General features: G+C 66.9%; 24 protein-coding genes. 8 read left to right on the forward strand and 16 right to left on the reverse strand.

The genetic code is table 11. The features are described 5' to 3' along the window. The gene (locus ABNQ39_RS11590; protein ID WP_098738848.1) at positions 1-1,206 is read right to left on the reverse strand and encodes an aspartate transaminase; all 1,206 of its coding nucleotides are present in this window, start codon (positions 1,204-1,206) and stop codon (positions 1-3) included. Positions 1,207-1,565: 359 nt separating this feature from the next. Between ABNQ39_RS11590 and ABNQ39_RS11595 the strand changes: the two genes are divergently transcribed. Next, the gene (locus tag ABNQ39_RS11595; protein ID WP_376959794.1) at positions 1,566-1,862 is read left to right on the forward strand and encodes a hypothetical protein; all 297 of its coding nucleotides are present in this window, start codon (positions 1,566-1,568) and stop codon (positions 1,860-1,862) included. Then, positions 1,814-2,029 (forward strand): c-type cytochrome, encoded by a 216-nt coding sequence (locus ABNQ39_RS11600; RefSeq protein WP_376959778.1) that lies wholly within the window; start codon positions 1,814-1,816, stop codon positions 2,027-2,029. Before ABNQ39_RS11595 ends, ABNQ39_RS11600 begins: the two co-directional genes overlap by 49 nt. Positions 2,030-2,111: 82 nt before the next feature. On the opposite strand, the gene ABNQ39_RS11605 is transcribed toward ABNQ39_RS11600, so the two are convergent. Next, positions 2,112-3,233: a cytochrome-c peroxidase gene (locus tag ABNQ39_RS11605; protein ID WP_376957761.1), complete on the reverse strand. Its 1,122-nt coding sequence runs from the start codon at positions 3,231-3,233 to the stop codon at positions 2,112-2,114. A gap of 243 nt (positions 3,234-3,476) precedes the next feature. Further along, positions 3,477-4,220 carry a cytochrome b/b6 domain-containing protein gene (locus ABNQ39_RS11610; protein WP_376959779.1) on the reverse strand — a complete coding sequence of 248 codons (744 nt, stop codon included), beginning with the start codon at positions 4,218-4,220 and terminating at the stop codon, positions 3,477-3,479. 193 nt (positions 4,221-4,413) lie between these two features. Between ABNQ39_RS11610 and ABNQ39_RS11615 the strand changes: the two genes are divergently transcribed. Both ABNQ39_RS11615 and ABNQ39_RS11620 read left to right on the forward strand, forming a co-directional pair. Continuing rightward, entirely contained in the window at positions 4,414-4,650 is a 237-nt protein-coding gene (locus ABNQ39_RS11615) for a DUF4170 domain-containing protein (protein ID WP_098738845.1), read from the forward strand. A gap of 77 nt (positions 4,651-4,727) precedes the next feature. After that, entirely contained in the window at positions 4,728-5,258 is a 531-nt protein-coding gene (locus ABNQ39_RS11620; RefSeq protein WP_376957762.1) for a metallophosphoesterase family protein, read from the forward strand. Here the strand turns inward: ABNQ39_RS11620 and ABNQ39_RS11625 are convergent. The 6 genes from ABNQ39_RS11625 to ABNQ39_RS11650 all read right to left on the reverse strand — a co-directional run bounded on the left by ABNQ39_RS11625 (position 5,244) and on the right by ABNQ39_RS11650 (position 11,333). Continuing rightward, the gene (locus tag ABNQ39_RS11625; protein WP_376957763.1) at positions 5,244-7,628 is read right to left on the reverse strand and encodes an EAL domain-containing protein; all 2,385 of its coding nucleotides are present in this window, start codon (positions 7,626-7,628) and stop codon (positions 5,244-5,246) included. The genes ABNQ39_RS11620 and ABNQ39_RS11625 overlap by 15 nt on opposite strands. A gap of 244 nt (positions 7,629-7,872) precedes the next feature. Then, positions 7,873-8,676, reverse strand: a complete 804-nt coding sequence (locus ABNQ39_RS11630) for a capsid assembly protein (protein WP_376959780.1) — start codon at positions 8,674-8,676, stop codon at positions 7,873-7,875. A 45-nt stretch (positions 8,677-8,721) separates the two neighbouring features. After that, entirely contained in the window at positions 8,722-9,021 is a 300-nt protein-coding gene (locus ABNQ39_RS11635; protein ID WP_376957764.1) for a hypothetical protein, read from the reverse strand. Then, positions 9,014-10,555 carry a portal protein gene (locus ABNQ39_RS11640; protein ID WP_376957765.1) on the reverse strand — a complete coding sequence of 514 codons (1,542 nt, stop codon included), beginning with the start codon at positions 10,553-10,555 and terminating at the stop codon, positions 9,014-9,016. Before ABNQ39_RS11640 ends, ABNQ39_RS11635 begins: the two co-directional genes overlap by 8 nt. Then, entirely contained in the window at positions 10,534-10,932 is a 399-nt protein-coding gene (locus ABNQ39_RS11645; protein ID WP_376957766.1) for a hypothetical protein, read from the reverse strand. The genes ABNQ39_RS11640 and ABNQ39_RS11645 overlap by 22 nt, the downstream gene beginning before the upstream one ends. After that, positions 10,929-11,333, reverse strand: coding sequence for a hypothetical protein (locus tag ABNQ39_RS11650; RefSeq protein ID WP_376957767.1), 405 nt, complete (start codon positions 11,331-11,333; stop codon positions 10,929-10,931). Before ABNQ39_RS11650 ends, ABNQ39_RS11645 begins: the two co-directional genes overlap by 4 nt. A gap of 162 nt (positions 11,334-11,495) precedes the next feature. Here ABNQ39_RS11650 and ABNQ39_RS11655 point away from each other — a divergent pair, with 162 nt between their 5' ends. Together ABNQ39_RS11655 and ABNQ39_RS11660 are read left to right on the forward strand one after the other, a co-directional pair. Beyond that, positions 11,496-12,128 carry a S24 family peptidase gene (locus tag ABNQ39_RS11655; RefSeq protein WP_376957768.1) on the forward strand — a complete coding sequence of 211 codons (633 nt, stop codon included), beginning with the start codon at positions 11,496-11,498 and terminating at the stop codon, positions 12,126-12,128. 129 nt (positions 12,129-12,257) lie between these two features. Beyond that, on the forward strand, positions 12,258-12,467 hold the full coding sequence (locus tag ABNQ39_RS11660; RefSeq protein WP_376957769.1) for a hypothetical protein: 210 nt from the start codon (positions 12,258-12,260) through the stop codon (positions 12,465-12,467). A 40-nt stretch (positions 12,468-12,507) separates the two neighbouring features. On the opposite strand, the gene ABNQ39_RS11665 is transcribed toward ABNQ39_RS11660, so the two are convergent. Further along, positions 12,508-13,356, reverse strand: coding sequence for a branched-chain amino acid aminotransferase (locus ABNQ39_RS11665; RefSeq protein WP_376957770.1), 849 nt, complete (start codon positions 13,354-13,356; stop codon positions 12,508-12,510). A 232-nt stretch (positions 13,357-13,588) separates the two neighbouring features. Here ABNQ39_RS11665 and ABNQ39_RS11670 point away from each other — a divergent pair, with 232 nt between their 5' ends. Next, complete coding sequence (locus ABNQ39_RS11670; RefSeq protein ID WP_376957771.1) at positions 13,589-13,786, forward strand: hypothetical protein; 198 nt, start codon at positions 13,589-13,591, stop codon at positions 13,784-13,786. Positions 13,787-13,853: 67 nt separating this feature from the next. Here the strand turns inward: ABNQ39_RS11670 and ABNQ39_RS11675 are convergent, their stop codons facing one another. From ABNQ39_RS11675 to ABNQ39_RS11695, 5 genes are all read right to left on the reverse strand, one after another. Continuing rightward, positions 13,854-14,630: a succinate dehydrogenase iron-sulfur subunit gene (locus tag ABNQ39_RS11675; RefSeq protein WP_376957772.1), complete on the reverse strand. Its 777-nt coding sequence runs from the start codon at positions 14,628-14,630 to the stop codon at positions 13,854-13,856. A 26-nt stretch (positions 14,631-14,656) separates the two neighbouring features. Continuing rightward, positions 14,657-16,441 (reverse strand): succinate dehydrogenase flavoprotein subunit, encoded by a 1,785-nt coding sequence (gene sdhA, locus ABNQ39_RS11680; protein WP_376957773.1) that lies wholly within the window; start codon positions 16,439-16,441, stop codon positions 14,657-14,659. Between the two features lie 5 nt (positions 16,442-16,446). Then, a complete protein-coding gene (gene sdhD, locus ABNQ39_RS11685; RefSeq protein WP_098738834.1) occupies positions 16,447-16,842 on the reverse strand; it encodes a succinate dehydrogenase, hydrophobic membrane anchor protein in 396 nt (131 codons plus the stop codon). Between the two features lie 11 nt (positions 16,843-16,853). After that, complete coding sequence (gene sdhC / locus ABNQ39_RS11690) at positions 16,854-17,243, reverse strand: succinate dehydrogenase, cytochrome b556 subunit (protein ID WP_098738833.1); 390 nt, start codon at positions 17,241-17,243, stop codon at positions 16,854-16,856. Between the two features lie 276 nt (positions 17,244-17,519). Next, a complete protein-coding gene (locus ABNQ39_RS11695; protein ID WP_014248979.1) occupies positions 17,520-17,783 on the reverse strand; it encodes a hypothetical protein in 264 nt (87 codons plus the stop codon). A gap of 333 nt (positions 17,784-18,116) precedes the next feature. On the opposite strand from ABNQ39_RS11695, the gene ABNQ39_RS11700 reads away from it, so the two are divergent. Beyond that, the gene (locus ABNQ39_RS11700; RefSeq protein ID WP_376957774.1) at positions 18,117-19,820 is read left to right on the forward strand and encodes a hypothetical protein; all 1,704 of its coding nucleotides are present in this window, start codon (positions 18,117-18,119) and stop codon (positions 19,818-19,820) included. A 44-nt stretch (positions 19,821-19,864) separates the two neighbouring features. Here ABNQ39_RS11700 and rlmN read toward each other — a convergent pair whose 3' ends face one another. Further along, positions 19,865-21,034 (reverse strand): 23S rRNA (adenine(2503)-C(2))-methyltransferase RlmN, encoded by a 1,170-nt coding sequence (gene rlmN, locus ABNQ39_RS11705; protein ID WP_376957775.1) that lies wholly within the window; start codon positions 21,032-21,034, stop codon positions 19,865-19,867. Between the last annotated feature and the right edge of the window lie 70 nt (positions 21,035-21,104).

Here is a 21,104-nt window from a genome sequence, read left to right on the forward strand (position 1 = left end):
TCAGTCGCGCAGGTTGCCGCAGGCGCGCTGGATGCGCTTGCACGCCTCTTCCAGCGCTTCCGTCGAGGTCGCGTAGGAGATGCGGAAGTGCGGGGCAAGGCCGAAGGCCGAACCCTGGACGACGGCAACGCCTTCGGACTCCAGCAGGTAGGTCACGAAATCCTCGTCGGTCTCGATCACCTTGCCGTCCGGGGTCGTCTTGCCGATGGTGCCGGCGCAGGACGGATAGACGTAGAAGGCGCCTTCCGGCTTCGGGCAATGCAGGCCCTTGGCCTGGTTCAGCATCGACACCACCAGATCGCGGCGCTGGCGGAAGGCCTCGCCACGCTCCTTGATGAAGTCCTGCGGACCGTTCAGCGCCTCGACGGCGGCGGCCTGGGCGATGGAGGTCGGGTTGGAGGTCGACTGGCTCTGGATGACGCCGATGGCCTTGATCAGTTCCTTCGGGCCGCCGGCATAGCCGATGCGCCAGCCGGTCATCGCGTAGGACTTCGACACGCCGTTGACGGTCAGGGTGCGGTCGTACAGCGACGGTTCGACCTGGGCCGGGGTGACGAACTCCAGGTCGTCATAGAGCAGGTGCTCGTACATGTCGTCGGTCATCACCCAGACATGCGGATGCTTGACCAGCACGTCGGTCAGCGCCTTCATCTCGGCGCGGGTGTAGGCCGCACCCGACGGGTTCGACGGCGAGTTCAGGATCAGCCACTTGGTCTTCGGCGTGATCGCCTTTTCCAGATCGGCGGGCTGCAGCTTGAAGCCCTGCTCGGCCGGGCAGGAAACGGCAACCGGCGTGCCTTCCGCCAGTTCGACCATGTCCGGATAGCTGACCCAGTAGGGCGCCGGGATGATGACCTCGTCGCCCTGGTTCAGCGTCGCCATCAGGGCGTTGTACAGCACCTGCTTGCCGCCGACGCCGACGGTGATCTGCTCCGGCGTGTACTTCAGGCCGTTCTCGCGCTCGAACTTGGCGCAGATCGCCTTCTTCAGAGCGGGCGTGCCGTCCACCGCGGTGTATTTGGTGTCACCGGACTCGATCGCCTTGATGGCGGCGGCCTTGATGTTGTCGGGGGTATCGAAGTCCGGCTCGCCGGCACCCAGGCCGATGACGTCGCGACCGGCCGCTTTCAGTTCGCGGGCTTTGTTGGTCACGGCGATGGTCGGCGACGGCTTGATGCGGGACAGGCGGGACGCGATGATCGACATGGCGATGGGCCCCCTCAGGGCTATGGAGACGGTGTGGCGGAGACGTCGTCGAGACGCCTGCCCCTCCGGGTGGAAGGCGCGAGGCCGGACCTTACTTCCGCTCTACCCCGGTTGCAAGGCCGGTCGGCCGGTGAAAGCCGTGCGGTTCGGCGGTTTTTCCGCCCTGTGGCTGTGCTGTACCGGACCGTGCCCGCGGGTATTTCCAACCGTCCGCGGATTGAACCCGCAGCCCCGGCAAATCCCGCTCCCGACCCTTCGCAGCATTATTTCTTACAGCACAAATGAACGCCATGACGGCACGGCAGCGCCATGGCCGCTTCACTTGACAGCTTTGGCGTTGCGGTGTGTAAGGTCTGGCGTTGGGGACAAAATTCAACGAAGGGATGAGAACCGTGTTTTCCCGTATCGTGCTTGCGGCATCGGCCGCGCTGATGCTGAACGGCGGCGTTGCTCTGGCCCAGGACGTGATCCAGACCCGCAAGGCCGGGTTCGAGGACTACAAGAAGGCGATGGGCGAGATCAAGGACGCGGTGGGCAAGGGCGACCTCGCCGCCATCGGTCCGGTCACCGATATCGCATCGACGCCTTCGCCGCCAAAATCCCCAGCCTGTTCCCGCCCGGCTCCGACAAGGGCAAAACGGCGGCCAAGGAAGTGATCTGGGCCAACTTCCCCGATTTCACCGCCAAGGCGCAGGGCCTCCAGGCCTCCGCCCAGGCCCTGAAGGTCGCTGCCGCTTCCGGCGACAAGGCCGCGACGGCCAAGGCGTTCGGCGCGATGGCCGACAGCTGCAAGGCCTGCCACCAACGCTACCGTTCCGAATAAGCGGCGCTTCCGACGGAAAAGCCCTTCCCCGCCCGCCGTGGGAAGGGCTTTTTCTTTTTCCGGGGTTTCTTCGGGACAGGACTTACTTGAAGACGGGTTGCGGCGTGGCTGGGGTGCTGGCCGGCATCAGCGGGTAGTCGACACGCGGCTGCTGGCCGGTCAATGCGATAAGGAAAGCGGTGATCTTGTCGATCTCCTGGTCGGACAGGGTGGCGCCGAGTTGGCTCGACCCCATCACCGCGACCGCCTGGCGCAGGTCCCACACCTTGCCGGAATGGAAGTAAGGGGCGGTCAGCGCGACGTTGCGCAGGGTGGGCGCGCGGAAAACATACTCGTCGTCGGCGGTCTTGGTGACAGCGAAGCGGCCCTTGTCGCCCGGCGGCAGGATCTCCGCCCCCGGCTTGGTCACGACACCGAAGGGGAAGTAATCGTGGCCGCCGACGTTGACGCCGTTGTGGCAACCGGAACAGCCTTTGTCGATGAACAGCTCCAGACCGGCCTTCTGCGTGTCGGTCAGCGCGTCGGCCTTGCCATCCAGATACTGGTCGAACGGAGCGGCGGGGGTGGTCAGCGTCGCTTCGAACGCCTCGATCGCCATGGCGACATTGTCGAAGCTGACAGGGGTCTTCTCGTTCGGGAAGGCGTCGGCGAATTTGGCCTGATAGGCGGGAATGCTGTTCAGCACCGCCATCACGCGGTCGGGCGTGCTGTTCATCTCCACGCCGGCCTGGATCGGCCCCTTCGCCTGGGCCTTCAGGTCTTCGGCGCGGCCGTCCCAGAACTGGGCGATGTTCAGCACGGCGTTCAGCACGGTCGGCGCGTTGCGCGGCCCTTTCTGCCAGCCATGGCCGACCGAGGTTTCCAGCCCGTCGACGCCACCGAGCCCCAGATTGTGGCAGCTGTTGCAGGAGAAGATGCCGCTGGCCGACAGGCGCGGATCGAAGAACAGCATCTTGCCCAGTTCGATCTTCTCGCGGGTGACCGCGTTGTTGCGGACCACGGGCAGGGTGGCGGGCAACGGCTTGAACAGCTCGCGCGCCCGGCCCATCAGGGCGTCGCCACCCGCAGCCGGCGGATTGGCGACTGACGGATCGGCGGCCGGCGCGGTGCCGGCGCTGGCGGCAAGGATGCCCAAGGCGGCGGTGGCGGCGACCAGAAGGTTTTTGAGTCCAGCGGTCGGCCGGTGTCCGGTGTGTGCGTGCATGACTGGCAGTCCCCCGGCCGGCCGACATCCCACCACAACCTGAAGCTTTATCCAGGCAAAGGTCGATCGATCCGGGAAATCGGGCCGGCATCATTGGTTTCGTGGCGTTTTGTGCGGATCAATCTAGAGTCATTCTAGACTGGAAGGCGTCAAACCCCAGACGGCGCATTGTCGCACACAACCAATGGCATATGCGGCGGAGGGCGTTCTGGCAGGCCAGCCCGGCAGGATCGGCCGGCGGCTTCAGCCGGCGGTGCGCAGCACCAGGAAGACCAGTCCGGCGGACGCCGCCAGGATCGCCAGCGCCAGCGCCGCCGGGGCACGGCGCGGCTCCGTCGCCGCCAGCCGCGCCGGCAGGGGCTTGCGACCGGTGAGCATGGGACGGATCAGATTGTCCTTCCTGACCAGCAGATAGAAGAACACCGCGGCCACATGCAGCCCGATCAGCACGAAGATGCCGTTGGCGAGCAGCCGGTGCAGCGAACTGAGCAGCGCCACCGTGGCGCCGGATACCAGCGGCACCAGCGGACCGTCGACCAGGATGTCGTCGCTGGTGAACAGGCCGCTGCCCGCCTGGACCAGCAGCACCAAGAGAAGCGCCACCACCATCAGCGCGCCCAGCGGGTTGTGGCCCAGGGTGAAGGCGGCTTCCCCACCCGCGCGGGAGCGCTTCAGATAGTCGCGGATCGCCCCCGGTCCCTTCACGAACTCGGCGAAGCGGGCGGTCTGGCTGCCCACCACGCCCCAGACCAGCCGAAACAGCACGAGGATCAGAACTGTTTCACCCGCTAACATATGAACGGCAAGCACACCAAGCTCGGCAGACAGAATCGCAGCCGCCACCGCGGCGACAAGCGCCCAATGAAACAGGCGGGTCGGCAGGTCCCAGACCCGCAGCTCCCGTCGATGTTTCTCCCGAGTCGCGGTATGACCACTTGCCATCGCTCGATCCTCGCAGTGTTCGGCCATGTTTTCGGCCCCCGTCATCTGCGGCAAATGGACGGATTCTTTATCCTGATCCTGAAAACGCCGCGGTCCCGTGGTGGCAAAGGTCGATGGATGTGTCAACAGGCTTGAAGCGCCGCCCGGACGACGGATATGAGAATGCGACGCATCAGCCGGCCTGCCGGCGCAAAGACAGCCATAACTCCCCAATCACCCCGGTTATAAGGACCCCGCCATGCCCGACAAACAGCTCCTCCACCTCGTGTTCGGCGGCGAACTCGTGCGTCCGGACTCGGACCAGTTCGTCGATCCGTCGAAGCTGCACATCGTCGGCATCTTCCCGAGCTATGAGGACGCCTACAAGGCATGGCGCGGCGCCACCGGCCAGACCATCGACGACGCCCACACCCGCTACTACATCGTCCACCTGCACCGCTTCCTCGACCCGGCAGCAGGCGATCACAAGCACTGAGTTGGGATCCGGCGGCGCGCCCAACGGAGGATCCCAACTGCGGGAACCGCCGGCGGCGCGCCGGCGTTGACCGATCGATGACCGTATACTTCACCAGCGACACCCATTTCGGCCATGGCGGCGCCCGCGGCCGTTTCCGCCGTCCCTTCGAATCCACCGCCGAGATGGACGCGGCGATGGAGGCGAACTGGAACGCCACCGTCGGCCCCGACGACGAGGTCTGGCACCTCGGCGATTTCGCCCTGCACATGAAGCCAGACGCCATGGCCGCCCTGCTCGGCCGGCTGAACGGCACCAAGCATCTGATCGCCGGCAACAACGACGGCCCGGAAACGCTGACGCTGCCCGGCTGGGCCAGCGTCGGGCATTACGCCGAACTGACGCTGGACGGCATCGATCTGGTGATGTGCCATTATGCCTTCCGCACCTGGAACGGCATGCACCGCAAGGCGCTGAACCTGCACGGCCACAGCCACGGCCAGTTGAAGCCGCAACCCCGGCAGATCGACGTCGGCGTCGATGTCTGGAATTTCCGCCCGGTCACCCTGGCCGAACTGACGGTCCCCCGCCCGCGGCGCAAGGCGGTTCCGGTTTCAGGCAGCCCCTAACGCAGCCGTCTGCCGCAGACGCTCCAGCAGCAGACGGCAGGCGGCGTCGGCCGGCACCGGGCGGCCGGTCAGCCAGCCCTGGACCTGGGTGCAGTTGTGGTGGCGCAGGAAGTTGGCCTGCTCGGTCTTCTCCACCCCTTCGGCGACCACATGCAGGCCCAGCATGTCGGCCATGGCGATGATGGTGGAGACGATGCCGGCGTCCTCGCGCTCGTTCGGCACACCGTTGATGAAGGAGCGGTCGATCTTCAGCGTGGTGATCGGCAGCCGCTTCAGATAGCTCAAGGACGAATGGCCGGTGCCGAAATCGTCCACCGCGACCCGGATCCCCATCGCCTTCAATGCCGCCAGCACCGCCAGCGCGTGATCGAGATCCTGCATCACCGCACCTTCGGTGATCTCCAGCTCGATCAGGCCGGGAGGCAGGCCGTGACGGTCGATGATGCGGCGGAAATCCTCGGCGCTGCGGTTGCGCAGATGCTTGGGCGAGATGTTGACGGCGACCGGCACCGGCTCCATCCCGGCATCGAGCCATTCGCGCATCTGGCGGCAGGCCTCGTCCAGCACCCAGTCGCCGAGCGGGACGATGAAGCCGGTCTCCTCGGCCACCGGGATGAACTCGCCGGGCGGGATCATGGTTCCCTGAGCTTGCCCCTCCCCCGGCTTCTCCCAGCGCAGCAGCGCCTCGAAGCCTTCCAGCGAGAAATCGATCAGCGACACCTTGGGCTGGTAATGCAGGCGGAACTGCTTCAGCGCCAGCGCCGCCCGCAGATCGCCGTCCAGCGCCAGCTGACGCCGCGCCTGTTCGGCCAGTTCCGGGCGGAAGAAGGCATGGCGGCGTCCCCCCATCCGCTTGGCGGCGTAGAGCGCCGTCTCGGCCGCGCGCAGAAGTGCCTGCGGGTCGTCGCCATCCTTGTGTCCCTCGGCGGCGCCGCCCCCGGCGAGATCGGTCGGGTAGACCGCGATGCCGACCGCCGGCCGGACATAATGCTCGCAGCCCGGCAGGGTGACCGGCGCGTCGAAGGCGTCCAGGATGCGCCCGGCAATCGCCGCCGCCTCGTCGGCGTCGCGGATTTCCTCAAGCAACACGGCGAAATCGTCGGTGCCGATGCGGCCGACCAGATCGGCGGCGCGCACCGAGGCGACGATCCGTTGCGCAACCTCCTGCAACAGCGCGTCGCCGGCCTGATGGCCCAGCGTGTCGGTGATCAGCTTGAAGCGCGACAGATCCAGGCACAGCACTGCAAAGGGGCGCCGGTACCGGCGGCTGCGCTCCACCGCCGCTTCCAGCAGCGATTCGATCATCGCGCGGTTGGGCAGGCCGGTCAGCCGGTCGCGGGTGGCCAGCCGCATCAGTTCACGTTCATGGCGCACCCGCTCGGTCACGTCGGCCAGCGCGCAGACGAAGCCGCGCCGCCCCTGCACCACCAGCGGCGACACGCTGAGCGAAGCGTCGATCCGCTCGCCGCTTCCGGCACGGTCGATCCCCAGCGCCTCCTCCCGCACCGGCTCGGGCACGCCGGTGTCGGCAGCCATACCGGCCAGCAGCGCATCGATCCGCGCCCGGTCGGAAGCAGCGAACAGCCTGGACAGCGGTCGGCCGCAAAGGTCCCCGGCAGACACGCCGAACAGGGCGACGGCGGCAGGGTTGTGTTCCTCGATGCGGCCGCGGCCATCGACCAGCAGGATCGCCTCGCCGACATTGTTCATGATGCCGGCCAGCCGCTCGTCCCGCTCGATCAGGGCGATGGCGGAGCGGCGGAAGAATTCCATGGCGCGGGCCATCGCACCGAATTCGTCGCGGCGCTCGCGGCCGGGAATGTCGATGTCGGTCCGCCCTTCCGTCAGCAGCCGCATGCGGTCCGACAGCGCTTCCAGCGGTCCAACCACATGCTGCGACAGGAACAGCGATCCCGGCCAGCTCAGCACCAGCAACGCCGCCAGGAACAGCAGGAAGCCCGACGCCTCGATCAGGAAATCGCGATCGAGGTCGCCGATGTCGCCGGCGGCGGCGATGGCCCAGCCCCAGGCTTCGAACCGCCCCTCCGCCGTCACCGCGCGGTCGATGGCCGGCCAGTTCGGCGGGACCACGCCGTCCGTGAAAAGTTTGACATGAAAGGGTTTGGCCGACAGGGCCAGCAGGGCCGTCCGCGCCCGGTCGCGCGCCTCGTCGCCGGAGATCGCACCGGATGCCGCCGACTGTTCCAGATCCCGCAGAAGCAGCCCGGCGGACTCCACCAGGGCGGCGGCAAGCTGGCCCCGCTCGGCAATCATGCCCTGCCGCAGCAGGTAGAGCGCGGGGATCGCCGCCGTCAGGCAGCCGATCAGGCCGATCCAGGTCAGCCAGCGGATCTTGCGGCGCAGCGTCATCGGGCCTGGCGTCGCTCTCTGGTCCGTTCGATAAACGGACGGTTAGTGATGTGAAAGGGAAGGTGACGACTTCATTTCAGTCGTGCAACGCAATTTTTCTTCGCACGCGCAAGATATGTCTGTCCAACCCATACGAAGGTTGCATGCTGCGACGCTTTGTCTCTGCTCCGCCCTTCGGTCCGGAGGCCGTTCGCTCCGCCACATGGGAAATAGCGGGGGGAGCGGCCGCCGGCACCGCTTCACCTCACCCCTGGCCGGGATAAAGGCGCTGGAAGCCTTCGGTGACGCGGGCGATCACCGCCGGATCGCGCTCCCGCCAATAGCGCGGGTCGCGCATCAGGGTGCGCAACTCCGCCTCGCCCTCGCCGCCGCCCGCGCGTTTGCCGGCCATCGAGAGCGCCGCGGGCTCGCTGCCGGTCATCATCGCGTAGAGCGCCATGACACCTTCGTAGGTGGTCGCCAGCCCTTCCACCGCGGCGGGAGGCAGGGTCTTGCCGGCCCAGGCCAGCAGCTGCCGCGACACCTCGCGCCAGCGCTCCTCTCCGCCGAACCGGGCGACCAGCCGCTCGACCTCACGCTCCGCCTGGAATTCGGCGGCCATGGTCTGGATCAGCGGCACCATCCGCTCGGCGGCGAGATCGTAGAGAAGCTGCGCCTGATCCGCGGTGTAGCCGGCTTCGTGCAGGCGGCCGTTGATTTCCGGATCGGGCTGGAACAGGCCATGGTCGCAGGCGATGCTGTAACCGTCCGGTGTCTCGGGCGCGCCCAGCAGCCGACGGCGCTGTGCCGGGTCGAGCGCGGCCAAATCAAGAGTGGTCGGATCGAAAGGAGCAGTCTGCGAGGGGGACTCGGATGCGGTGTCCGGCGGCGCCTGCCGGGACTGCCCCTGCGACGACAGGCGGCGCTCCAGTTCCAGATAGGATTTCAGCAGAGCCTCGACACGCAGGGCGCCGGTCTTGGGATCGCGGAATTTCTCCGGGATCGGCAGCGCCGGGACCGCATCGGTCAGAACGGGCGCAGCAGTTTCGGTCAGCAGAGTGTCGGCCATCATCAACTCCTGCAAGGAAGGGAAAAAGGTCGGCAATACCGCCGGTCAGCCGGTCCGTCCCCGCGCGACCAGCGCGAGGATGGTGGCGACCAGCTGGCGCTGCCCTTCGAGGTGACGCAGCGCCGCTTCCGGTGCGTCGGGACCCAGCGCGCGGTCGAGCGTCATCGCCCGCAGCACCGCCAGCGCCCGCTCTCCGTCACGTCCGGCGAAGCAGCGGGCGAAGCTGGGCGCCGGATCGGCGTCCGCTGCCACAGCGGTTTGTGGATCGGTAGTATCTGGATCGGCAGGAAGCGTCGCCTCCAGCCAGTCCCAGCCAGACTGCTCGATCATCGGGCGGTCAGCCATTGGAGCCACCCGCACCCGCTCCGGCGTCCAGCCCGGCGCCGGCAACCTGCGCCCGCATCAGCTTGGCCGGCACGCCGAAGGCCTCGCCCAGCCAATGGGCGGTCGCCGCCGCGTCCACCGTGGCCTCCGCCTCCGGTCCCAGCGCCTTGACGCTGTCCAGCCAGCGCAGGGTCGCCTGCACGTCGCGCTGGGCCTGCGCCTGGGCAAGCGGGGAGCGGTGCTGCAACTCCACCAGCCGGCCATCCACCGTGATGTCGGGGATCTCGCCGCGCCGGCGCAGGATCGACACCGCACGCAGCACCAGCGGCGTCATCAGCTCCGCCTGCAAGCGGCCATAGGTGGCGCCCAGCAGCCGCGCCATCTCGACCGAGCGTTCCAGCACTTCGGTCGCGGTCATCCGCGCCGACTCCACCGGCCCCAGCCGGTCGACCAGCAGCGCATGGCGGATGCGGCCACGCAGATCGTCCAGCACCAGCTGCGACACGTCGAACCGGCCGGGGTTGGCCAGCGGCGTCAGGCCGGCGGACCCGACCGCCTTGGGGATGATGGTGCCAGGCACCAGCCGGATGGTGGTGGGGTTCAGCACCCCATCGTCGTCGGCCTGCCAGATGCCGGTGACGGCGATGGAGGCGTTCTTCAGAACCAACTCCACCACCTTGTTGGCGGTCTTGATGTCGGGCAGCGCCTTCATCACCGGAGAGCGGCCATAAGTCTCGCCAGGAGCTTTCAACCAGCGGAAATTGACGAAGGGCGACTGGGCGAAGCGCCCCTGTGCCAGCCAGGACGGCTCGGCCAGCCCGCTGTCCAGCACCACGCCCCAGCGATAGGCCGTACCGTCGGGCAGCACCGCCTCGACCAGCGGGAAACGGCTGTCGGGATCCCCGGCCGCCTGCTTCCGCAGCTCGTCCGGCAGGTCGGCACCGGGGAAGCGCTGAAGGATCTGGGCCAGCGTCGCCTCGCTGCGGCGGAAGGTGGCGTCGAGCCGTCCGTCCGGCCCCTCCTCTAGAACCGCTTCGGCCAGCGGCACGGCGGTGAAGCGCAGGCTGGACGGGGCGCCGGGGGCCGCCTCCTCCATCAGGAGGCTGGCGGTGCCGACGGCGACGAGGTCGAGGAAGGACTGATGAATCTCCACTGCGAAGTTGGAGCGGTCGAAATGGGCCTGGACGATACCGGCGGCACGGTCGAGCAGCGGAGCGACCCGGTCGCGCTCCGTTCCGGTCAGGGTGGGACCGGGCTGGAAGCCGAACCAGCGCGACCAGGGCGGCGTCAGTTCCGACAGCAGGCTGGCGGCCAGCTGCTCCACCGCGTCGGGGGCGGTGCCGTCGAACAGCCGGTCGACCCGGCGTTCGCCCGGCGTGCCACCGCCGCGGAAGGGCCTCCCATTGGGCAGCGCATGGTCGTAGCATTCCTGCCAATGGCTTTCCCACACGCTGCGCCGGTCGCGGGCGACGCGGTAGCGCTCCAGCAGGGCTTCCGGTTCCGACAGGTCACCCTTCCGCCGAGCGGACGGTTTCACGGCTGCGGATGCGGGCATGTGCGGTCTCCTCCAGTCAGGTGGCGGTGCAGTTGCCAGGGGGTCAGCACCCGGCGGGCACGCAGGCCGATCAGGCGCTTGACCGCCTCGACGCAGGTGAAGGGCCCCCAGGGGGCAGGGCCGGCCGGGCGGCACAGTGGGGCGGCGTCGACCGTCAGCCCCTGGGCGCGGTACCAGCCCGGCAGGTCGAAGTCGGCGGGCAGGTCCAGCACCGCGATGTCGGTGAAGCCGGCCAGCGGATCGACCGCCACCCAGCGCCGCCCGTCGGTCAGCAGGGCCAGACAATGGCGGAAGCCCGGCTTCAGCAACCGCAGCCACCACAGGGGCGCTTCGCCGCGATAGACGATCCAGGCCGCGGTCCAGGGGGGCGCGCTCATCGCGCAATGCCTTTTTTGCGCAGCGCCGGGGCGATCACGGTGAACGCCTCCTGCCACAGCGAATGGGCCCGCTGTTCGCGGAACCGGTCCAGTTCCGGCGCGCTCTGGCGGCGGCCGTAATGGACCAGCACATGCAGGTGATCGCGCATCAGCTTGCGCGCCCGGTACAGGCGGTCGACCACCTGAAGAAGGTCCTGCGGCTCGCAGGGCCGCGCGACCTGCCCACAGCCGGCGGTAATCCGCGCCCCAGCCGCCTTGGCGTCATGCGCCTGCACTGCCCAGAACCACGCCTCCTCCGCGTCGGCAAAGGGCTGGCCCTCGACGCTGTAGGGCTCCGGCTTCAGCGGAACGGTCCGGGAAACGCTGGTTGCGGGCAAAACGGGGGCGGCCGGACGCAGCATGCTGGTCTCCTTGCGGCTTCGGATTTTTTGAGAAGAGAGACGCCGGACCTACGTCGCAGCCGCGTCTTCTGTTTGCGTTATGTTCCGCCCATTGCCTGCGGTCAATGGTTTTATGAAAAAGTTCCTAGGGACGCTGTCGCCGCTTTATGAGATTATCGTCCCATGCTGAAACATACGGACATCTGGCGGGCCATCGACCGCCTCGCGGCACAGCACGGGCTCTCCGCCTCCGGGCTGGCGCGGCGCGCCGGACTGGACCCGACCACCTTCAACAAGAGCAAGCGCACCACCAACGACGGCAAGCTGCGCTGGCCGTCGACGGAAAGCATCTCCAAGGTGCTGGACGCCACCGGCGCTTCCTTGTCGGAATTCGTGTCGCTGGTCGGCGACGGCACCGGCACCACCCCGCTGCAGCGGGTTCCGGTGATCGGCTATGCCCAGGCCGGGTCGGCCGGCTATTTCGACGATGCCGGCTTCCCCGCCGGCAGCGGCTGGGACGAGCTGCTGTTCCCCAGTCTGGGCGACCCGCATGCCTATGCGCTGGAGATTTCCGGCGACAGCATGGAGCCGGTCTATCGCGACGGTGACACCATCATCGTCTCGCCTGCCGCGCAGATCCGCCGCAACGACCGCGTCGTCGTCCGCACCAAGGGCGGCGAGGTGATGGCCAAACAGCTGATCCGCGAGACGGCGACCAAGATCGAACTGCTGTCGATCAACCGGGCCCACCCCGACCGCAGCATCCCGATGTCGGACGTCGCCTGGATGGCACGGATCATCTGGGCAAGCCAGTGAGCGTGGGGGTAGACGCCTCCATGGTCACCGCTCAGTCCTAGGAAAATTTCCCTTTACCGCACATCCCGACAGGCGGTACCGTCCATTCCATGGACCGTGCCGCCCACTTGGACAGCCTTCACCGCACCCATGACGCCAAGCCGCGCCAACGCGATCAAACGCGCCGCAACGCTCCGCCTGCACAGTACGCTCGCGGCGGAAGCGCGCCTCGCCACCGCCCGGCGCCGCGGCGCCCTGACCGCCGCAAGCTGCGGGACCGACGCGTGGCTGGCCCGGCTGGCCGCCACGCTGGCCCATCACCGCCGGGCGGCGGTGGCGCTGCTCGATCGGATCGCATAAAATCGGCATCGATTTGAAGCGTGAATCCGATCGCTATAGCTCAGCGGAACGCATATTCCCAATAGAGCGCCCGCGCCCGCTGGAACAGCGGTCCTGCCGCGAGGCTGCGGTCCTCCACCTTGATCACCGGCACGCATTTGGCGTGGTTGCCAGTGGAGAAGATCTCGTCGGCCTCCAGAACGTCCTGCGGCGTCAGGGTGCATTCCTCCACCGTCACGCCGTGGTTGCGCAGCAGGGCGATGATGCGCTGGCGGGTGATGCCGTTCAGGAAGCAGCCGTTCGGCACCGGCGTGCGCACCACCCCGTCCTTGGCGATGAAGATGTTGGACGTGGCGAACTCGGCCACATTGCCGATGACGTCCAGCATGATGGCATTCTGGAAGCCGCGCTTGCGCGCCTCGGTCAGCGCCAAGCCGGCGTTGGGATAGAGGCAGGCGGCCTTGGCCTCGGTCGGGGCCATGGTCGGGATCGGCCGGCGGCGGGTGGAGATGCAGGCAGCGAAACCCGTCGGCTGCGGCAGCGGGTCCTCGTAGATCGACAGGACGAAGCGCGTGCTCTCCGGCGCCGGGGCGACGAAGCCGTCGTCGGCGTAGAACATCGGACGGATGTACAGCTCCGCCTCCTTGGGGAAGCGGTGGATGCCGTCCCAGCACAGCTCTTCGATCTCACCGGCGGTGACCATCGGCTCCAGCCCCATCACCTGGGCGGACCGGATGGCACGGGCGCAGTGCAGGTCCAGGTCGGGGGCCACGCCCTGGAAGGCGCGCGCGCCGTCGAAGACCGTCGAAGAGAGCCACAGCGTGTGGGACAGCGGTCCGACGATCGGCGGATTGCCTTCCACCCACTCGCCCTGGATCCAGCTCCACGCCTGGCCTGCCATGCCGCCCATGATTTTGGTCCTTCCCTAGAAAGAAAATGTGTCCCTACGCTGGGCGCCGCCGGCCGGCACCGCCCATTCGTGGTTCGTCGTCGTTGGTGATCTCCCGAAGAGCATACCCCCTCGCCGCCATCGGTCAACCGGTGCGCACGCAATCGTCCCGTGCGATGGAGCGGATTGCGGCTTCGGCCGTTGATAGGGGAGAGCGAGCAACCGAGACTGACCAACAGAGGGAGAGCAGCCCATGCCGACCACCGATCCCGGCCTCAGCGCCGCCCCGCCCAACCCCTTCCCGGGCCCGCACGAGGACATTCCCGGCGTCGATCTGCCGGGCACCGACAACCCCGACCTGCCCAATCCCGGTGGCCCCGGCACCACCGACAGCCCGGCTCCCGGCAACGACCTTCCGCCGTCGCGACCGACCGACCCGGACTTCGTCTGAAGCTGCACAAACGAAAAAGGCGCCCCCGAGGGGGCGCCTTTTCCATGTCGCAAACGCTTACCCGCGATCAGCGGCGCGCAACCATCAGCTTCTTGATCTCGGCGATGGCCTTGGCGGGGTTGAGACCCTTCGGGCACGCCTTGGTGCAGTTCATGATGGTGTGGCAGCGATAGAGACGGAACGGGTCCTCGAGGTTGTCGAGGCGCTCGCCCGTCATCTCGTCGCGGCTGTCGGCGATCCAGCGATAGGCCTGGAGCAGGATCGACGGGCCGAGATACCGGTCGCCGTTCCACCAGTAGCTGGGGCACGAGGTCGAGCAGCAGAAGCACAGGATGCACTCGTAGAGGCCGTCCAGCTTGGCGCGGTCCTCCGGCGACTGCAGCCGCTCACGGCTCGGGGCCGGGGACTGCGACTGCAGCCACGGCTTGATCGAGGCGAGCTGGGCATAGACGTGATTCAGGTCGGGGACCAGATCCTTCACCACCGGCATGTGCGGCAGCGGGTAGATCTTGACGTCGCCCGGCACGTCCTCGATCGCCTTCAGGCAGGCCAGCGTGTTCGTGCCGTCGATGTTCATCGCGCACGACCCGCAGATGCCCTCGCGGCAGGAGCGCCGGAAGGTCAGCGTGCTGTCGACCTGATTCTTGATGTAGATGATCGCGTCGAGGATCATCGGCCCGAACTTGTCGAGGTCGACCACATAGCTGTCGACACGCGGGTTCTGGCCGTCGTCCGGGTTCCAGCGGTAGATCTTGAAGGTCTTGGCCCGCTTGGCGCCGCTCGCGACGTTGACGGTCTTGCCGACGCCGACCTTGGAGTTGGCTGGCAGGTTGAATTCAACCATGGCTGATTTCCTTTATCCGGCGGGCCTTAGTACACGCGGGCCTTGGGCGGGAAGACATCGACCTCGTCGGTCAGGGTGTACATGTGGACCGGGCGGTAATCGATCTTCGTCTCGCCATTGTCCGCGACCCAGATGACGGTGTGCTTCATCCAGCCTTCGTCGTCGCGGTTCGGATAGTCCTCGCGGGCATGGGCGCCGCGGCTTTCCGGACGGTTCTGGGCGGAGTGCAGGGTGGCGACCGCCTGACCCAGCAGGTTGTCCAGTTCCAGCGCCTCGACCAGATCGGAGTTCCAGACCAGCGAACGGTCGGAGATGGCGATCTCGCCCTTCTTGGCATAGACCGCGTCGATCTTCTTGACGCCCTCGTCCAGGACCTCGCCGGTGCGGAAGACGGCGCAGTTGTTCTGCATCGTCCGCTGCATGTCCAGCCGCAGGTCGGCCGACTTGATCGAGCCCTTGGCGTTGCGGATGCGGTCGAACCGCTCCAGCGCCTTGTCGCAAGCATCCGGCTTGACCGACGGAGCCTTGCCCGGCTGGACGATCTCGGCGGCGCGGATGGCGGCCGCACGGCCGAACACCACCAGATCGAGCAGCGAGTTGGAGCCCAGGCGGTTGGCGCCGTGCACCGACACGCAGGCGGCCTCGCCGATCGCCATCAGGCCGGGCACCACTTGGTCCGGGTTCGAAGCGGTCGGCGACAGAACCTCGCAGTGAACGTTGGTCGGGATGCCGCCCATGTTGTAGTGGACGGTCGGCAGAACCGGGATCGGCTCCTTCGTGACGTCCACGCCGGCGAAGATCTTGGCCGTCTCGGCGATGCCGGGCAGGCGCTGGTGGATGATCTCCGGCGGCAGGTGCTCGAGGTGCAGGTGGATGTGATCCTTGTGCTCACCCACGCCGCGACCTTCGCGGATCTCGATGGTCATCGAGCGGGACACGACGTCGCGCGACGCCAGATCCTTGGCCGACGGGGCATAGCGCTCCATGAAGCGCTCGCCGTTGGAGTTGGTCAGGTAGCCGCCCTCGCCGCGCACGCCCTCGGTGATGAGGCAGCCGGAGCCGTAGATGCCGGTCGGGTGGAACTGCACGAACTCCATGTCCTGCAGCGGCAGGCCGGCGCGCAGCACCATGCCGCCGCCGTCGCCGGTGCAGGTGTGGGCCGAGGTCGCCGAGAAGTAGGCGCGGCCGTAGCCGCCGGTCGCCAGCACCACCAGCTGGCCGCGGAAGCGGTGCAGCGTGCCGTCGTCCAGGTTCCAGGCCAGCACGCCCTTGCAGACGCCGTCCTCCATGATGAGGTCGAGCGCGAAGTATTCGACGAAGAACTCCGCCTCGTGCTTCAGCGACTGCTGGTAGAGGGTGTGCAGGATGGCGTGGCCGGTGCGGTCGGCGGCGGCGCAGGTGCGGTAGGCCTGGGTCTTGCCGTACTGCGCGGTCATGCCGCCGAAGGCGCGCTGGTAGATCTTGCCTTCCGGCGTGCGCGAGAAGGGCACGCCATAGTGCTCCAGCTCGATGATCGCCGGGATGGCCTCGCGGCACATGTACTCGATGGCGTCCTGGTCGCCCAGCCAGTCCGACCCCTTCACGGTGTCGTACATGTGGTAGCGCCAGTCGTCCTCGCCCATGTTGCCGAGAGCGGCCGAGATGCCGCCCTGCGCCGCCACGGTGTGCGAGCGGGTCGGGAACACCTTGGTGATGCAGGCGGTCTTCAGGCCCTTTTCGGCCATGCCGAAGGTCGCGCGCAGACCAGCGCCGCCGGCGCCGACGACGACGACGTCATAGGTGTGGTCGATGATGTTGTAGGCGGTCGCCATGGTCGTTAGGCTCCGATGAAGATCTTCACGACGGCCAGCACGCAGGCCGCCGCCAGGGCGAAGGACAGGAACTTGACGCCGATGATCAGCGCCATCTTCTGCCATTCGGCATGCACGTAGTCCTCGATGACCACCTGGAGCCCGGACTGGGCGTGGTGGAAGGTGACCACGGCGGTGAGGATCATCATCACGGCCGAGAAGGGCGACTTCATCCAGGCAATGAAGGCGGCGTGATCGGCACCCAGATGACGGATGACGCCGAAGACGAACCAGACGGTCAGCGGGACCAGGGCAATCGCGGTCAGACGCTGCGACCACCAATGTTCGGTGCCATGCTTGGCGGAACCCAGACCGCGTGCGACCTGCAACGGCGAGCGGAGGGTCTTGCTATTGGACGCCATGTCTTATCTCCTCACCACACGGCCAGGCCGACGATCCAGGTCAGCACGGTCAGCACTGCCGTCGCGCCGAGGACGACCTTGTTGTTGCGGTCGGCATCGGTCAGCTCGAACGACTTGCCGGCGTCCCAGACCAGATGGCGGATGCCGTTGCACAGGTGGTAGTACAGCGCCGCCGACCAGCCGAACATCAGCAGCAGGCCGAAGAAGGAGCCGATGAAGCCCTGCGCGCGCGCAAACGCTTCCGGACCGGCAGCGGCGGCGACCAGCCACCAGACCAGCAGAAGCGTGCCCACAGCCAGCCCGACGCCCGTGATGCGGTGCGTGATGGACATGACTGCGGTCAACGGGAGTTTGTAGACTTGAAGGTGCGGGGAGAGCGGCCGACCGCTGCCGTTTGCCATTGCGTCGTCCTCTGTTCGCGGCCGGACGCGGCGCAACATGACGATTGCCGCGGCGGCTGGGTGGTGCGTGCCCTTTTGGGACGGCTGTCCCGTCCTATTGGTTGGCGCAATGAATTACGCTCACGCAGCATCCGAGTCAACGGCGGGGGGTGGCCGAAAGTGCTGGTGTGACGATTTTGGCGCAGCGCGGGAAGTGGCTGAAAAGAAACGGCCTTCGGGTCCTGTGGTAATACCAGCCAATGAGGACAGTCCGGGACCGCCGCGCTTGCGCCGGCGCTACTTGTCGAAGCGGCGCACGTTCTCGACCATCATCGAGTACATCTGTGTAATCAATTCCGCGGGACGAAGACGACCGAACGGAATGTTGTCCTTCGCCCATTCGACAAGCCCAGGCGGCGGCTTCACCGGCGCCACCTCGTACCCCGCCTTCTTCAGGGCGGCGGTCACCGCCTTCGCCTGCTTGGCATAATCCTCGTTGAAGAAGGATTTGTCGGCATCCTTGATCGCCTTGGCGATGATGTCCTCGATGGGGGCGGGCATGCCGATGCTGGAGCCGGATCTGGTTGGCGAAGGTGCCGACACCCTGTCACAGCACAAGGGCCTTCGCAATTCCCCGCTGCCTGCCACCCGCAATACCGCCCACCCCTGCCAGCGGCAGACGCCGCCGACGGTTGCAGCCCTCCCAAAATCGCGGACGCGGAAGAAAAAGTTGTCAATCGTTTCAAGTAATCGAGCGACAGCAACTGTCCAAAAGGCCAGCGCAGACCGGTCTCTGTTCGGAAGATCAATGGACAGTCTTTTCCGGCAGGGTTCAGTGTTCCCCGCATTCACTGATTTTCGGCGCATTCCTGGCTGCGGGGATAAGGAACCGGAATGGTGCATTCAAGGGAGGCGGCGTTCGGTCTCAGACCCGATGCCCTCGGACCGGGCGCATTGGGAGCGGCACCCAGCAAATCGCGCGAGGCGATTCTGTTCGCGGGTGCGGTATCGTTGCTGGTGCTGGCATTGTGGAGCATTCCGCGGCTCAGCTTCGGCGACGGTGGCGTCCATGTCGCGATGGCGCACCTGCTGACGGTGCTGGCGGCGGACACCGCCGACCCCATCCTGTCCCAATACTTCATGCTCAACCTCCACAGCGAGCCCAACTGGTTCATCTATCCGATCCTGGCGGCACTGCTTCAGGTCTTCGATCCCTATACCGCCGAGAAGATTCTGCTGACCGGCTATGTGATCGGACTTCCCTATGCCTTCCGCTACGCGGTGACGGCGGTCAATCCGCGCAACGCGCCGCTCTCCTGGTATGCCCTGCCCTTCGTCTTCTCCTGGCCGCTCAATCTCGGTCTGTACAACTTCATCTTCAGTCTGGTCTGGCTGTTCGTCGCGCTGGGCTATGCGCTGCACCACTGGACGACGATGACGCCGCGCCGGACGCTGGCGATGACCCTGCTGGGGCTGGTAACCTATTTCTCCCACCTCACCGCCGCGATCGTGCTGTGCCTGAGCCTGGGCGGGTTCGGCATGTGGGTGCTGTGGAGCGAGCGTCGCCACCTGGGATCGTCGGGGCTGCGGACATCGGACAAGCCGGAGGCGAACCGGCTGTGGGTGCCCTTCGCCGCCTTCGCGGCGGCAATACTGCCCATCGTTGCGCTGACGCTGCTGTTCATCCTGCGCAACACCGGGCAGAAGGTGGAGTTCGGGCCGGACCTCTGGTACCGGACCAAGATGCTGGTCTACGGCAACGTCATCCTGTCGCACACGCGCTGGGAAGGGGCGTTCGCCCTGCCGGTGGCTCTGCTGCCCTTCGCCACGGCGGCACTCTTCCTCTTCCGCCGCCGGCAGGGACGGATGGCTGCGCAGCATGGCGCTCTGAACGGAATGCTGGCCGGAGCGCTGCTGGTCCTGCTGTTCAGCTACGCCATTCCCAACAGCACCTCCGGCGGCGGGCTGGCGGTGCAGCGCATCCAGATCTTCCCTTACCTGCTGCTGATGCTGTGGCTGGCGGTGGCCACCGACTGGAGCGCGCTGCGCCGGGCGACGGTGGCAGTCGCCGGAACCGCAACCGCCGGGCTGCTGGTCATCAACATGGTCCACAACCACCAGAACAGCCGCTATCTGGCGGAGTTCGACAGCGTGGCACAGCAGTTGGAGCCGGGGCGGACCATGCTGCTGCTCGACTTCACCGGATGGAAGGCCAGCCCGGACGGGTTGCAGGACAGCTTCCGCCTGAACTTCGTCGGCCATCCGCAGTCACGCTTCGTGGCGAGCCGCCCGCTGGTCGATCTGAACATCTATCAGGCGTCGACGCCGAACTTCCCGGTGCGCTACCGGCCCGACGCCGATCCCTACATCCATCTGCGCGGCAACGGCGCCAATCCGGAGACCCCGCCGACCGACGAGTTCCTGATGGCCGGTATGCGTAGCACCATCCGGGTCGATTATGTCCTGGTCTGGGGGCTGTCTCCGCAGCGCGCCGGCATGGACGGCGCCAGGCTGACACTGGACCAGCTGGATGCCGGCTATGAGCTTGCCGGCGTCTCCGAACATGGCTGGATGCGCATCTACCGGCGCAAGGATTGACGCCAACCGGCAGCCGGCGGGGCGGGAATTCCGCCCGTCGGTCGTCAGGACGCCAGCGCCGCGTCCTTCTCCGCGATGACGTTGGCGATGGCGGCGCGTTCGGCGGCGGTCAGGCGCAGGCTGGCGCTCTTCAACTGGCCGCAGGCGGCCATGATGTCCTCGCCGCGCGGGGTGCGCACCGGGCTGGCATAGCCGGCATTGTTGACGATGTCGCCGAACACCTGGATCGCCTTCGCGGTCGACCGCTCGTAGGGCGCGCCCGGCCATTCGTTGAAGGGGATCAGGTTGATCTTGGCCGGAACGCCTTCCAGCAGCTTCACCAGCGCCCGCGCATCGGCCGGCGTGTCGTTGATTCCCTTCAGCATCACATATTCGAAGGTGATGCGGCGGGCGTTCGACAGGCCCGGATAGTTCCGGCAGGCGTCCATCAGCTCGCGCAGCGGGTATTTGCGGTTGATGGGCATGATGATGTCGCGCAGCTCGTCGGTCACCGCATGCAGGCTGACCGCGAGGTTCACGTTCAACTCCTGGCCGCAACGCTCCATCATCGGCACGACGCCGGAGGTCGACAGCGTGATGCGCCGCTTGGAGATCGAGATGCCGTCGCCGTCCATCACGATCTTCAACGCCTTGGCGACGTTGTCGTAATTGAACAGCGGTTCGCCCATGCCCATCATGACGATGTTGGACAGCATGCGCCCGTCGGGCGGTGCCGGCCATTCGCCCAGCATGTCGCGCGCCAGCATCACCTGCGCCAGGATCTCCGCCGCGTCCAGGTTGCGCACCAGACGCTGCGTGCCGGTGTGGCAGAAGCGGCAGGTCAGCGTGCAGCCGACCTGGGAGGAGACGCAGAGCGTGCCGCGGTCCTCTTCGGGGATGTGGACGCTCTCCACCTCCTGCCCGTCGGGCATGCGCAGCAGCCACTTGCGGGTGCCGTCCGCCGACTTCAGATCCGTCACCACCGTCGGCCGTGCCACGATGTAGGCATCGGCCAGCTTTTCCCGCACCGGCTTGGCCAGTGTGGTCATCTCGGCGAAATCGGTGGAGCCGCGATGGTAGAGCCAGTGCCAGAGCTGGCGTGCCCGGAACTTTTCCAGGCCGATCGACAGCATCTCGGCTTCCAGCTCTTCGCGGGACAGGCCGACAAGGTTCTTGCGTCCGTCGGCATCGGTCGCCGGCAGAACGAAGGCGGAGGCATGATTGGAGGCGCTCATGGCCCCATTACATAGGGCCATGAGCGCGCGGAGTCAAAAGACTCGAAGGCAAAAAGACCAAGTAATCCGC

The sequence above is a fragment of the Azospirillum sp. A26 genome (genome assembly GCF_042604635.1).
In the GTDB taxonomy this organism is placed as follows: Bacteria; Pseudomonadota; Alphaproteobacteria; order Azospirillales; family Azospirillaceae; genus Azospirillum; species Azospirillum palustre.

Bases quoted from the DNA above. Each gene is read 5' to 3' on its own strand.
- ABNQ39_RS11645 (WP_376957766.1), bottom strand. From the start codon at position 10,932: ATGAGCGCGCCCCCCTGGACCGCGGCCTGGATCGTCTATCGCGGCGAA.
- ABNQ39_RS11615 (WP_098738845.1), top strand. From the start codon at position 4,414: ATGCCCGACAAACAGCTCCTCCACCTCGTGTTCGGCGGCGAACTCGTG.
- ABNQ39_RS11665 (WP_376957770.1), bottom strand. From the start codon at position 13,356: ATGGGCGGCATGGCAGGCCAGGCGTGGAGCTGGATCCAGGGCGAGTGG.
- ABNQ39_RS11700 (WP_376957774.1), top strand. From the start codon at position 18,117: ATGGTGCATTCAAGGGAGGCGGCGTTCGGTCTCAGACCCGATGCCCTC.
- ABNQ39_RS11605 (WP_376957761.1), bottom strand. From the start codon at position 3,233: ATGCACGCACACACCGGACACCGGCCGACCGCTGGACTCAAAAACCTT.
- ABNQ39_RS11670 (WP_376957771.1), top strand. From the start codon at position 13,589: ATGCCGACCACCGATCCCGGCCTCAGCGCCGCCCCGCCCAACCCCTTC.
- ABNQ39_RS11675 (WP_376957772.1), bottom strand. From the start codon at position 14,630: ATGGTTGAATTCAACCTGCCAGCCAACTCCAAGGTCGGCGTCGGCAAG.
- rlmN (WP_376957775.1), bottom strand. From the start codon at position 21,034: ATGAGCGCCTCCAATCATGCCTCCGCCTTCGTTCTGCCGGCGACCGAT.
- ABNQ39_RS11620 (WP_376957762.1), top strand. From the start codon at position 4,728: ATGACCGTATACTTCACCAGCGACACCCATTTCGGCCATGGCGGCGCC.
- ABNQ39_RS11660 (WP_376957769.1), top strand. From the start codon at position 12,258: ATGACGCCAAGCCGCGCCAACGCGATCAAACGCGCCGCAACGCTCCGC.
- ABNQ39_RS11695 (WP_014248979.1), bottom strand. From the start codon at position 17,783: ATGCCCGCCCCCATCGAGGACATCATCGCCAAGGCGATCAAGGATGCC.
- ABNQ39_RS11635 (WP_376957764.1), bottom strand. From the start codon at position 9,021: ATGGCTGACCGCCCGATGATCGAGCAGTCTGGCTGGGACTGGCTGGAG.
- sdhA (WP_376957773.1), bottom strand. From the start codon at position 16,441: ATGGCGACCGCCTACAACATCATCGACCACACCTATGACGTCGTCGTC.
- sdhD (WP_098738834.1), bottom strand. From the start codon at position 16,842: ATGGCGTCCAATAGCAAGACCCTCCGCTCGCCGTTGCAGGTCGCACGC.
- ABNQ39_RS11630 (WP_376959780.1), bottom strand. From the start codon at position 8,676: ATGGCCGACACTCTGCTGACCGAAACTGCTGCGCCCGTTCTGACCGAT.
- ABNQ39_RS11655 (WP_376957768.1), top strand. From the start codon at position 11,496: ATGCTGAAACATACGGACATCTGGCGGGCCATCGACCGCCTCGCGGCA.
- ABNQ39_RS11650 (WP_376957767.1), bottom strand. From the start codon at position 11,333: ATGCTGCGTCCGGCCGCCCCCGTTTTGCCCGCAACCAGCGTTTCCCGG.
- ABNQ39_RS11590 (WP_098738848.1), bottom strand. From the start codon at position 1,206: ATGTCGATCATCGCGTCCCGCCTGTCCCGCATCAAGCCGTCGCCGACC.
- sdhC (WP_098738833.1), bottom strand. From the start codon at position 17,243: ATGGCAAACGGCAGCGGTCGGCCGCTCTCCCCGCACCTTCAAGTCTAC.
- ABNQ39_RS11625 (WP_376957763.1), bottom strand. From the start codon at position 7,628: ATGACGCTGCGCCGCAAGATCCGCTGGCTGACCTGGATCGGCCTGATC.
- ABNQ39_RS11610 (WP_376959779.1), bottom strand. From the start codon at position 4,220: ATGACGGGGGCCGAAAACATGGCCGAACACTGCGAGGATCGAGCGATG.
- ABNQ39_RS11640 (WP_376957765.1), bottom strand. From the start codon at position 10,555: ATGCCCGCATCCGCAGCCGTGAAACCGTCCGCTCGGCGGAAGGGTGAC.